Below are 12,216 nucleotides of genomic sequence, written 5' to 3' on the forward strand. Positions count from 1 at the left end.
CTCGTCGGGGAGTAGGAGCTGCGTGAAGCAACTAACGGTGGTCGTCACCTGCACAGACCGCAAGGCTGCTGTGCCAGAGACCGCACTGCGGGCGAGGTCCCTCCCTGCAGGGACCGTAAAGGAGCGCGTGACGCTCTGGAACGAGCGCGTCACCAACGCCGCGCCAGCACACACGCTCACTGGGCTCTACCGCGGCGACCACTGGACGCAGGCACAGCGACTCCGTGAAGAAGCCATTAAAGCCGGGTTCAGCGCGGATCTTTGGGTGGCTTCCGCCGGCCTCGGCCTCCAGCCAGTATCAGCGTCGGCTCCCTCCTACGCCGCGACCTTCAGCACTCGACACGCCGACTCGGTGGCCGCCACAGCAGAAGACAGCGCCAAGTGGTGGGGCCACCTCCAGGAAGACACCGGTCGAGCAACGCTGCAGGAACTCGGTAAGGCAAGCCCTGTCCTGATGGTTCTCTCGGAGGTCTACGCGAAGGCCATGGAAGCGGAGCTGCGCGCCCTGGCCGAAGTCGCGCCCGACGTTCTCCTCTTCGGTGGCATCAAAGAGGTCGCTGGCATCCAGAGAGTCCCCGCGGACGCCGGGCTGAGACGGGTTCTGGGCGGAACGCTGACGAGCTTGAACGTACGCATGGCCACCTCGTGGCTCCAGCACTGCCAAGACCACCAGCTCACGTCAACGGCTACCACCGACTCCTGGAAGAAGTGGGCGGCGAGCCAACCCAGACCCGAACTCCACAACCGCCAGCCGACGACGGATGACGAGGTAATCGCCTTCATCCGGCAGCAGACTGCATCCCAGCCGCGCATCTCGAGGACACGGCTACTGCGACGGCTGAGAGACGGCGGCCAGGCTTGTGAACAGAGTCGCTTCGCCAACCTATATATCAAGGCCATGAGGGTGTCGTGACAGAGAATCCGATTCGACGCAGAGCTCTACGCATCGAACAGAACCCGAGCATCCCGCTGTATCTCTTCGCCCTGGAGGCCGGAGAAGTGGATCGTGTGGCTGACGTAGCAAGGATCTCCCGTGACGAGGCTGGGAAACTTCTCGGCTACCAGCGGCCCGAGAAGAAGCAGCACGTCAAGCAGATCCTTGACTACTTGGATAGCGAAGACGTCCTGTTCCCGAACGGTCTCATCCTCGCCCTCCCCGCCTCGGTCCGTTGGAAGGGCAGCCGAGGGCCCAATAACACCGACGGCTTGGCGACGATCGGGACCATCGAGATCCCGCTGCCGGAATCCGACGACGCTCCTCGGCCGGCCCTGATCGTAGACGGACAGCAGCGAAGCCTTGCTCTTGCACGCACCAAGCGGTCGAAGCTCCCCATCACCGTTGCAGGGTTTGTTGCTGAAGATCTGGAGATCCAGCGCGACCAGTTCCTCCGGGTCAACACCGTGTCACCTCTACCTACCAACCTCGTTTCCGAACTCCTCCCCGAAGTCAACACAAAGCTACCAACCAGGTTGTCTGCTCGGAAACTCCCATCCGCGCTTGTTAATGCCCTGAATCTAGACAACGATTCACCATTCAGGGGACTGATCAAGCAGGCTTCAACCGTAGGCGATAGGAAATCTGAGGCAGTAGTTAAGGATAACAGCCTCATCTCTGCCATCGAAGAATCACTGTCCCCCTCCGGGGTTCTATTTCCATACAAAAACCTTTCCAACGGAACAACCGACACATCAGCGATGAGAGATATTCTCGTCGTCTACTGGACAGCCGTTAGGGACACCTTCCCGGAAGCCTGGGGGCTCTCGCCAGCAAAAAGTCGCCTCATGCACGGTGTGGGAATTCGATCAATAGGGCGTCTCATGGACCGGATAATGGACCGCGTACTTGTGAGCGCGAATATCGGGTCGAAGGATGCTTACGAAAAGGCCATGGCTGAACTGAAGTTGGTTAAGCCTCACTGCCACTGGACAAAGGGTCGCTGGCCGGAACTCAACATTCCCTGGAATGAGCTGCAAAACACGCCCCGCCATATCAGCACCCTGTCAAACCTGTTGATTCGAATCTACCTTCAGTCGAGGATGAGCGCGTCGTGAGGTTCTACTTCCCGGACAGCCAAGACCAGATCAGCCCCCGGTACGACTTCGTTAGGGACGAGTATCCCGATCACCGAGTCCGACAGAGGGACGACCTGTATGCACATCAGGCTGTGAAGCCAGCGCCATACGACGGGATACTGGTCAGTAAGGCGATCGTAGACGGGTCAGTGAAGGGTGCCGGAAAGTACAGCACACCGCAGAGGGACCGCCTCTACCGGGACGGCGTGAGGGAGTTCTTCAGCCTACCGCTGCCTATGGACAGTCTCGGTGACTGCGGAGCATTCAATTACATTGACGAAGAGTACCCGCCCTACACCATTGAGGGCGTACTCGACTTCTATTACGAATGCAGATTCAATTCAGGTATCAGCATCGACCATGTCATCTTTGGCTACAAGCCTGACGTCCCAGAGAGCGAGGCAGATCCAGCATGGGTGAAGCGTCGCGAGATTTCGCTTGATCTGGCGGATAAATTCATAAGGGCCGTCCAAGGGCGTAACAAGCTGATCTCCGAGGCGAAAAGTAGGCTGGAGCCGGTGGGCGCCGCCCAGGGATGGAGTCCAGACAGTTACGCTGACAGCGTCGCCAGACTCCAGAAAATGGGGTACAAGAGGATCGCCCTGGGTGGCATGGTTCCGCTGAAAACGCCGGAAATTATTGCCTGCCTTGAGAGAATCTCCGAAGTCCGCAAGGATGGCGTTCAGTTCCATCTGCTCGGAATCACCCGCGTCGATAGCATGGAACGCTTCGTCGGCTACCACGTCAGCAGTTTCGACAGCACCTCGGCATTCCGGCAGGCCTTCATGGATGAGCGGAACAATTATCACACAGCCGACAAGTCTTATATGGCGGTCAGAGTTCCCCAAGTTGACGGAAACCTCACCCTGAAGCGGTTGATTCTGGCAGGAGTGGTGTCGCAATCACAAGCAATCGAAGCAGAGCGGGAATGCCTTAAATTGCTTCGCCAATATGGCGAAGATGAGAGCGTTGAAGTCCAGGATGTCATGGATGCCCTGCGCGCCTATCAATCACTTCTCGGCGACGAAAAGAAGCTGAAGAAGGTCGACAAGTACAGGGGGACCCTCGTCGACCGGCCGTGGAAGGACTGTCCTTGCGATCTATGCAGGAAGCACAAGATCGAGATGGTCATCTTCCGTGGAACGGAGCGAAACAAGCGCCGCGGATTCCATAACATGACAGTGCTCGAAGCCAAGATGCGCAAGCTGCCGCTCACTTAATCGCCCAGACCGCGCATAGAACTCAAAGTAACTTAAACAGGAGATGATGTGGCCGACCGCTACGTGTTGAAGGTTCCCGCGCTCAAGGTGCTGCAAGGCAGCAAGGAGATCTACTGCTTCGCTGTCGACGGCAAGAAGCTGCACGACTTTGCCTCTGTCTCACGCGTCCGCCGCGACGACCAGAAGCGATTGCAGGGATACCAGCGGCCTGAGGTCCTCAGCCACATCAGCTCGATCCGCCGCTACCTCGAGTCCGAGGGGGCCATGCTGCCCAACGCCGTGGTCCTCGCATTCGACGAGCGTGTGACCTTCGAACCAACGGTTCGCGGCGGCGACGTGAAGTACTCCATCCCTGGCGAGCTTGTTATCCCTGTTGATGAGTCACTGGCTGACGAACAGAAGCCGGCCTGGCTCGTGGACGGACAGCAGCGCAGCGCAGCCATCAGGGACGCTGACGTCGCAGAGTTTCCTGTGGCAGCCGTGGGCTTCATCGCGTCCCAGGAAGAGCAACGGTCGCAGTTCATCTTGGTCAACTCGACCAAGCCGCTCCCCAAGGGTCTCGTGTACGAACTCCTGCCGGAGACCACCGGGCAACTGCCGCGCTCGTACGCGCGCCGTCAACTCGCTGCGAAGATCATGGTCCTTCTGAATATGGGAGACGGTCCCTTCAGCGGGAGGATCAGCAGCCCTACGTCGCCTGGCGGCAATATCAAGGACAACAGCATTCTGAGGATGCTGGAGCACAGCATCTACGAGGGCGCCCTCTACCAGTACCGGAACGCCGAGGATGGAACCGGGGACGAAGAGAAGATGCTGGCGCACTTGCTGTCCTTCTGGACACCAGTGTCGAACATCTTCGAGGAAGCGTGGGGCAAGCCTCCCAAGGAGTCGAGGCTGACACATGGCGTAGGCATCCAGGCCATGGGCTTCGTCATGGACCGACTCACCGCCGATATCCCCTTCGACAAGGTCGGCTGGGACAAGATCCGCATCACGTTGCGTGGGTTGGAGGATCACGCGGCCTGGACATCCGGCACCTGGTCGTTCCCAGACGGGCAGGAACGCCGCTGGAACAGCCTGCAGAACACCACCAACGACGTACGACTGCTGAGCAGTTATTTGCAGAGTCTCGTCAGTCGATAGCTTCACCTGCCCTTGGCGGCGGCCGCCCTGGTTCGGGGGAGGCCGCCGCTTCGCTATTCGGTCGCCGCCGCGATGCGGAGTTCGTCGATGGCAGCACGGAGAAGCGATGCGGAACCACTGCCGTTCGCATACCCGACGTGCTCAGTCTTCTTGTTCTGGTCAATGAACCCGGTAGCCGCATGCTTGGCGCAACGTGTAGCCAGAACGATCACATTCGCGGCCCGTGCCTTCTGGCGCAACTGCGGTGTGCCCACATGATCGTAGGCCGTCAAGACCTTCACAGCCGGAGCGAGGCGCCTAAGTTCCTCCTGGCACCGGTTGAGTACCGCCTCGTCCAGCGAGTACAGCAAGACCGTCGCAGGAGGGAACTCGACGGGGGACCTGTCTTCGCCCTCTTTGCCAGCAGGGGCAGCCCAGGAGAAGTCGATGCCTAGGTCTTCGGAGAGCCGGCGAGCGAAGGCGAGGTCCGCCTCGGTGAGGCGGCGGCTGTGCGCAGACAGAGGCCCGAGCAGTTGCGAGCACAGGCTCGTGCGAGCCTCAGGATCAGGGCACGCTGCGAGGAACAAGCGGTCGACGAAGTCCAAGACAGCCGAGGCCCGTTCGGGAGCGACCCATCGTTCTGTGTCCGAACCGATGTCCTTAAGGATCTCCGCATACTGCTCGGCAGAGGGACCAGCGCGAAGTGCGATCTCCATCAGCGCCTGCAAGGCCGCCAAGTCTCCAGGGCTGTAGCGGTTGAAGAGCACTGCATTGCGGATGAAGGCGTGGGCGCATTCGGGTGCGGGGTCGTCGTAGCCCACGGCATCGATGAACGAGCCCACTGCCCGCCATAGTTCGCGCGCGGCACCGTCGCTCAACCCGTCCAGGAACTCGGCGAGGGTCCCATCGTGCTCTGCAGGAGTGGGCCACAGGGTCCACTGTTCCTCGTCCAGTGCGTCCTTCGCCGCAGTGTCGCCCTCGGCGAGCGCGAAGAACAGGGCTGGCCAATCGCTGATCGGAGCGGCCGTGTCTGCAGACTCCTCGGGCTGCGGCAATGCGGAGGCACCGAGGTCCTCCGAAGCCTGCCCAATAAGGGCATTAGCCTCATTCAACACAAGCAGGGGAATTTCGGGTGTTTCATCGAGGTCCTCAGCAGCTGTCACGAACCGGCGTGCGGCCTCTGCGTTCTTAAGGATCACGGAGGCAAGTAGGAGCACTGTCATGGCCTGCGGTCCATACGACCGCGGGTCGCCTGCGAGTAGCTCGGGGACGGCCCTGCCGTGAGTGATGAGGTTGGACTTGGCCGTCTCCAGATTCCGACCGGCGAGTGGCTCCTCCAGGGCAACGGTGTACACGGCGTTCAGGATTGCTGCCTTTACCGGCGCAGGAGGGTCTTGCCGGGCAACGTCCTGGAGTGCCGGGAACTCCAGCACCTTGGTACTCGCTCCGAGACGGTCAAGTCTCTTGAGCTTGAGATGCGCGAGATTCGTCGCAGTAAGCCCGCCCGCGGCAGCGAGTTGCTCAAGGAGATCAAGGGAGGCAGCTTCACCGCCGGCCGCGAGAGCCGCGTCGAACTCAGCGATGAGACGGCCGACCGGCTTCACTACGCGCCAGAGCCTTGGCGGACGCCTCAGGTAGGTCTGCTGCATCAGTAGCAGAGCATCAGTCAGACCCTGCCGGTACTTGTCGCTCTCCCCGGTTGTCAGGCGAAAAGTGGAACGTTCGCCGGACAGGTCGATGACGGCGCGTTCCACAGGATCGTCCCGATTGAGCAGAGTTGGACGAAGGCCACCGCGCTCCATGTTGCAGTAAATATATGTAGGCCCGGCAAATGCCTCAATGAGTTCAGCTGTCTTGCCGACATCTGCTGGGTCGCGTGCGATGGCGTACATCGTGTACGACTGGTTTTCAGCAATCCAGCGGGGGAGAACGATAGGCGCGTCGTTCTCGCCCAGCGCGATCTTGACGAAGGGCTCGGTGCGCGCCGTCCACGAGTGTGTATAGTCCATCTTGGGCCACGCATCGTTGCCCTCGCCGAAGAACCTATGCAGGAACGCCTGGATACGATCAGTGGTCCAGGACGTGGTCTGGTTCATTCTCCGTTTCCCCACCGCTCGGCCAGGTCAATGCGTGCTTGGGCGGCAGCGTCGCTGCCTGCCCGGTAAGTGATCATCTCGTCGTTCTGGGCCATGCCTCGGATCGTGAAGTTCATCGATCCGCTCAGCATCCAGTCATTCCCGCACAGCGTCTTCTCGTGGATATCCGGGTCGCGGACAGTGTGAAGCTTCCTGCCTGATGCAGCCTTCGTCAGGCGGCGCAGGAAGTCCTCGTTGTGGGGATCATCGCGGGTCACAACGTGTACCTGTGCGCCACCATGGGCGATGCGAGCCAAGGCGTCTGAGAGTCGGCAACCCGCCGGAGGAGTATCTCCAAAGAGTGCGTCGTAGGCACCGTGGCTGTTGTCGAGGACCTGGACGTCGGTGATCCATGCGGACACCAACCACAGGTGGTCGCTGGGTGCAATGAACTCTGCGATCAGCGCCGCGGACAGCATGGTGTCAACGCGAATTGCGGTGTGCTGCCCAATGCGGAGGGCTCGTTCCTGGGATTTCACTGGGCTGCCTCCCGCAATTCGACCCTGACTCGAATCTCGTTCTGGTGGCGGAGCACACCGCAGACTTCTCCGTAGACACGCAGCACATCCCGGTCGATCGGCGTGACCGGAACCTGCTTCAAGGCCTGAGCCATCAAGGTTGCGTCTCCCGCCGGACAGACCAGTTCGACAGCCGAGGTTGCGGTCAGTTGTTGTCGGTAAGCGGCACCCCAGGTGGGCTTGGTTATGGCGATCACCGGTACACGGTCATCGTGCGCGGCTTGGACCAACAGACGCTCAAGGACGGGGTCGTCAGCGTATGGCTGGTAGTGCTTCAAGTCTTGAGTGCGGGCCTGGTGGCCGCGAGGCCACAGAAGACTGAAGACCTGGTCTGCCGTCAGAGACCGCGCGCCTTCCAACTGAAGCTTTCCGGATCCCACAGCGTATGCGATTACGCGAGCGTCGACCTCGACCCGGAGGCGTTGCTCCAACTGCGTCCATGCGTCAACAAGGACGAGAGCGGTGACGTCAGTATCGGGCCCCGACCCCGGGCGTAGAAGCCGCGTGGACAGTGCTGCAACGGCTGCATGCCGTGGCGGGCCGTCGAGCCGTGCCCAGGCCTCGCGAAGGACGTCCAGAGCATCCTCGGCCTCTTTGGCGGAACTGCCAGCCCTGAGCGTCGCCATTGCCTGGGCGGCCGTTCCGCTGGGTTCGTCGATGACGTGCTGGAGGAACCGGGTCAGTGTGGCGTCGACATACTCGTATTCGCTCGGCGCGAGGCTGCTCGTCACAAGCCCCCAGAATTGCCGGGGGTCCTTCGAGTAGAAGTCGACCAGTTGCTCGACGATCCCCAATCCGCCCACGGACGTTTCGCTCAGCCACACCTCGGTGAGCGATCCCTCTCCCTCACCGGGAAGTGTGTCAACGATGAGATCGCCGTCCTGTGCGTTCGGGCACGCGCGTTGAGCAGCAGCAAGGATCGCGGCTGCCATCGTGTCGCGGTACGTGCGCTGGGCCAGTGGGCTCGTCTCGACCGAAATGTCCTCCGCCACGAGCAACTCTGCTGCCCTGTCCAGGGCTGTGATAACGGTGCTGTTGCCGACGAGCTTGATCAACTCTGACACGAGTCGATCACCGTCGACCTCCTGCTCAGTCACGTCGGAGTCGCGATAGAGCACTTGGAAGATCTTGGAGAGATCCTGAGTCCAGGCGCCGTTCTTCAGCAGCGCACGGACGTCAGCGTTCGTGTGGTTCCCGTCGAGTCCGGCCAGAGTGAACGCGGTCAGATAGATCTGGGCCAGGCGCTCCCTCTGGAAGGTGTCGGAGATCTCGGCCAAGTCCGGATCATCCTGAACCGTGTGCAAGAAAGCCAGAGAGCGCCACTGAGGCATAGCGAGGTACTCCCTGACAGCTGGATCGTCGAGGTTGAGCGGCTTGAGCGCGAAGCGGATGGCATCGACACCCAAAGCGAATCCGAGTGCGGCTGGTCGTCCCCGAAGTTCGTACCGAATAGTGCGGGCTTGACTGTTCTGGCGTTCCCGCCGGACGTTGCACTCCGCGCCGAACGTCATGCGGCGCACTCGTACAGGGTTGCCGGCGGCGTGGGTTGCAAAGTTGACCGTGTCAAGGCGACGTTGCCAGGGGGACGGCTTCGGCACGGTGCCTTCGCTGAGGGGTGCGTCGTCCTCCACCACAATCTGGGTGCCCCACTGCGGCTGGCCGTGGGACTGGTCCACGATGTCGGGATCGGGTTGGGAAAGCACCAGGCTCAAGGGGCGGACGACTTCGAGGTCGGCACCATCGTGTCCATGAGGCTGCCAGGTGCCTTCCAGCCTGCCCTCGGTGACGATTTCCCTCAGGTTGAGCACATTGCTGTCCTCGTCGGGGATGGCGAGCCACGTGCGGTGAGCGTCGTCCAGGTACCCGAAGCGCCGGCTGACCCGTCCCGGCACGGCTTCCGTCAATGCCTTACCGATGGGCATGTGTTCGACGGAACCATCCCCGTTGTCGAAGGGGAGTTCCAGATCGACCTCGGGAAGGTTCAGCGGCTCGAACAGCGTCCGAGTGATGAACTCGGGGAGCATGGCCTTCTCGCCCATGCCGGGGTCATTTACAAGAGGTTCCCAACGGGAGCGAAGCCGGCGAAGAGCCGTGGGCACGACAGCCAGGAGGAGGGAGCGAGGCTGTTCCCACAACACGGCCTGTGCCTCATCAACGCTGATCTTCAACGCCTTGACGAGGTGCCGTGCAAACTCATCCTGGACGCGCTCCTCGGTCAGCAACTGGTCCAGGATCTTGATCAGCCCGATGCGCTCTTTCTCGTAATCGGACAAGGTCTTTTCGTCATCGGGGGTTGTCAGGAGCTTCCGCACGTCGCCGCGCCCGACCTGGACACGCATCCTGCGCCCGGCCCAGTCAAGAAGAGCCTGTGCTCCCTGGATCTTGAGGACGTACCGGTTCTTGAGCGGCAGGGTCGTGGCAGCGACCTCTGGGGCAAAGAGCGTTTCGTAGCCCTGGTAGGCCAGGCGATCGCGACCGTAATCCGACAAGGTCACGATGGTCAGCGGTCGAGTGCCGCGCTCTCGGCCGGCGCGGCCTCGACGCTGAATGAATGAAGCGGCATTCCGCGGTGCCTTGTGCTGAAGGACGAGACCGACCCGCGGGTCGTTGAAGCCCACCTCCAACGACGCTGTAGCGATGGTGAGGTTCGCATTGCGGTTCACTCCGGCGTCCTGCGATGAGGTCCGCCCGATGATCAAGGGGTGCATGCGGAGATCTGGGTCGAGTTCATGACCGATCCGCTCGACGAGCTCCCAGTTCTGTCCCTCAAGGTAGCGAGGCCCAGGCTCCGCACGCGCACGCGACCGCAACCCGGCGAGCACGTCACCTCGGCGATTGTTGCGCCGCCCGCGGTGGTCTTGGTCGCCCTCGGCGTCGCGAAGGTATTTGTAGAAGCGGTTGGTGACGTCCAGGGCATCGGTGAATAGGAACCCGGTCGAGCCGTAGAGGAATGCATCGTCACTACTGTCGAGTACGCGACCCCAAAGCATTGCAGTCTGGATCGACGTGGACAGGAGACTGGCTCCCGAGACCGGGTCGCCCCGCAGCGCGAGCGCGTACTCGCGGCCCTCCCGCACCATGCTGGCATCTTCGGGTGCAATGGGGTCAACGTCGCTCTCGCGCAGGCCGACCAACTGTGCGAAGAACTGGTTCGCGTCGCGCAGTGTGGCGCTGAGGCCCACGAACGTTACGGGTTTGACTACTGCGTCCCTCCATCTGCGCAGGAGGTAGGCGACCTGCGCACCGTGGACTCCCGAGTACGTGTGTACCTCATCGAGGAGCATCAGGGACGGCACGCTTCCTCCGCGCCAGCCCAGGAGGCTGTCGAGATAGCCGTCGGCGCTGCACTTGTTCAGCATCTCCGTGGTAGTGAACAGCAGGTGCGGCGGGTTCCTCTTCAAGGACTCGCGGGTCAAGGCGAGTTGGCCATCCGGGATCTCGTCCCCGCAGCGGCGGCATTTGAGGCGTTCGATGCGTTCAGCGCGGTCCTTGTCGGACCAAATCAAATCGCCGTCTTCGCACGTCGGGCTAGGGCAGGGTAGGAAGGGGCACACGGCGCCGTCCCCTACACGTGCCCAACGGCCGGAGCCTCGTCCGGGCTGAAGTCGCCAGTCGTCTCCGTGATTCGGGGTGCCTCCGTAGAGTGCGCCGATACGCAGAGGCCTCTTCCCCTGGCTGACGAGCGCGCTCTGAACGCTGCGAGCATTGACGATGGCATCGCGCAACTGGTCCCGCAGCAGCTCAGTTCGCGGATACAGCGCCAGAGTGTGGATCCTGCTCTGAACCTTGTTGGTGGCGTGCTCCGCTATAGCTGCGAAGGCGGGCAGGTAGAAGGACAGCGTCTTGCCGCTACCGGTGCCGGCGCTGACGATGATTCCCTTGGAGCGGTTCTTGCTCTGGAGCGAGGCGAAGACAGCTTGCGTTGCCTCCAATTGGAAACGGGCGAGGTTCTTGCCGCCCAGTTGGCCCTGGGCAACACGGTCTTGGAGCTCGCCCCAACCGGGAAGGGTGCGCAACGCCTTGAGGGCCTGGGAGCCCGGAATGTCCCGATCAGGGTAACGGCGATAGCGAACGTGTAGGCGGTAGTCAGCAATGAGTCGCTTGCCTTGCCGCCACCATCCGTTGGGGATGTCGTCTGCCCAGTCTCCGCGTGGCCGGAAGAGTTGGCGCAGCCCGGCGGTCAAGCGCAGAGCTTCAGCAAAGCGAGTGCGGTAACGGATCGATCCGTCAGCAGGCCAGGGCACTTTGAAGAGCAGCGCGCGGCCCTGCATCCCGCGGAGTATCTCGAGAGCTGATAGGCCTGGCGGGTCGTCGCATTCGTCGAGGTACTGCTCGATGCAGTTGAGGACGTCTTCCTTTGAGAGCGCGCCTTCCGTCACGCCCCACATGAGGAGGGGCAACTCAAGACCTTCAAGTTGGTTCAGAAGTTCGTTGGCGAACTTCTGGCCTATTGAACTCTGGTTCACGAACCCTTCCTCTTCAGGGTGATGTGGGCGTCCATCCGGCATTGACGAAGGAGCGTGATCTCCTCGTCTGTGACATCGCTGAGCGTCAGGCCAGACTGCGCGCGAAGCCGATTCAGCAGGCCGACGAGTGCTTCCGGCGGATCTTGAGTAGCTTGAAGAAGTTCCGCCAGTCCGGCGTACGTGGTTGCGAATGTGGTGATGGCCTCTTTAAAAGCCTTGCCTCTGGAGATTCGCTCCAGTTCGAGTTGCCACTTAGAGGCCTGCTTCTCTGCTTCGACTTCGATGAGCATCGAGATTCGCGCTAGGGGCAGTTCCGAGAGGAGTTGCGTCGTCCAGGCAGACCAAGCCGCTTGATTCTCTTCCGCGAGGCGATCAGATACTTCCTGTGTCTTCTTCTTCGCGGTGCTGAACGCCGGGTTGGTGGGAAGTCCGCTGGCTCCCAAATTCCGTTCAAATCCAGCTCTGCCGTCATCGATGCCAGACAAGTCGATGTCGAGTCCGACGCTGCGAGACTGTAGAGCATGTGTGACGGCCAGTTGTGAGCGAAGTTGGTTGAGTTGAGAGCGGAGTTCCAGCAGCCACCTTGATACACGAGTCGCCTGCCGCTGCGAGTCCTCACCGTCCGCGATGCGTGAAGCGTGATCCTCAACCAGCTTTGCCTTCTCGTATACAGACATATGAG

General features: G+C 61.4%; 8 protein-coding genes. 4 read left to right on the forward strand and 4 right to left on the reverse strand.

Annotated features, from left to right (window positions below):
- Positions 1-22: 22 nt before the first annotated feature.
- The 4 genes from ACFRFC_RS09080 to dbpB (ACFRFC_RS09095) are packed head-to-tail and all read left to right on the forward strand — an operon-like array spanning position 23 to position 4,436.
- Entirely contained in the window at positions 23-913 is an 891-nt protein-coding gene (locus ACFRFC_RS09080; protein ID WP_382689802.1) for a hypothetical protein, read from the forward strand.
- Positions 910-2,052 carry a DGQHR domain-containing protein DpdB gene (gene dbpB, locus ACFRFC_RS09085; RefSeq protein WP_382689804.1) on the forward strand — a complete coding sequence of 381 codons (1,143 nt, stop codon included), beginning with the start codon at positions 910-912 and terminating at the stop codon, positions 2,050-2,052. The genes ACFRFC_RS09080 and dbpB (ACFRFC_RS09085) overlap by 4 nt, the downstream gene beginning before the upstream one ends.
- Positions 2,049-3,293 carry a tRNA-guanine transglycosylase DpdA gene (gene dpdA, locus ACFRFC_RS09090; protein ID WP_382689806.1) on the forward strand — a complete coding sequence of 415 codons (1,245 nt, stop codon included), beginning with the start codon at positions 2,049-2,051 and terminating at the stop codon, positions 3,291-3,293. The genes dbpB (ACFRFC_RS09085) and dpdA overlap by 4 nt, the downstream gene beginning before the upstream one ends.
- Before the next feature lie 48 nt (positions 3,294-3,341).
- The gene (gene dbpB / locus ACFRFC_RS09095) at positions 3,342-4,436 is read left to right on the forward strand and encodes a DGQHR domain-containing protein DpdB (protein ID WP_382689808.1); all 1,095 of its coding nucleotides are present in this window, start codon (positions 3,342-3,344) and stop codon (positions 4,434-4,436) included.
- Between the two features lie 53 nt (positions 4,437-4,489).
- Here dbpB (ACFRFC_RS09095) and dpdD read toward each other — a convergent pair whose 3' ends face one another.
- Genes dpdD through ACFRFC_RS09115 form a run of 4 tightly spaced genes read right to left on the reverse strand, consistent with a single transcriptional unit; the run spans position 4,490 to position 12,211 of the window.
- Positions 4,490-6,511, reverse strand: coding sequence for a protein DpdD (dpdD, locus tag ACFRFC_RS09100; RefSeq protein WP_382689810.1), 2,022 nt, complete (start codon positions 6,509-6,511; stop codon positions 4,490-4,492).
- A complete protein-coding gene (gene dpdK / locus ACFRFC_RS09105) occupies positions 6,508-7,029 on the reverse strand; it encodes a phospholipase D-like domain-containing protein DpdK (protein WP_382689812.1) in 522 nt (173 codons plus the stop codon). The genes dpdD and dpdK overlap by 4 nt, the downstream gene beginning before the upstream one ends.
- On the reverse strand, positions 7,026-11,534 hold the full coding sequence (gene dpdJ, locus ACFRFC_RS09110; protein WP_382689814.1) for a protein DpdJ: 4,509 nt from the start codon (positions 11,532-11,534) through the stop codon (positions 7,026-7,028). Before dpdJ ends, dpdK begins: the two co-directional genes overlap by 4 nt.
- Complete coding sequence (locus tag ACFRFC_RS09115) at positions 11,531-12,211, reverse strand: hypothetical protein (protein WP_382689816.1); 681 nt, start codon at positions 12,209-12,211, stop codon at positions 11,531-11,533. The genes dpdJ and ACFRFC_RS09115 overlap by 4 nt, the downstream gene beginning before the upstream one ends.
- Positions 12,212-12,216: the final 5 nt, after the last annotated feature.

The sequence above is a fragment of the Streptomyces sp. NPDC056734 genome (assembly GCF_042790455.1).
Taxonomy (GTDB): domain Bacteria; phylum Actinomycetota; class Actinomycetes; order Streptomycetales; family Streptomycetaceae; genus Streptomyces.

What these genes read in the sequence shown, in the direction of transcription:
- dpdD (WP_382689810.1), bottom strand. Translation starts at nt 6,511, where the DNA reads ATGAACCAGACCACGTCCTGGACCACTGATCGTATCCAGGCGTTCCTG.
- ACFRFC_RS09115 (WP_382689816.1), bottom strand. Translation starts at nt 12,211, where the DNA reads ATGTCTGTATACGAGAAGGCAAAGCTGGTTGAGGATCACGCTTCACGC.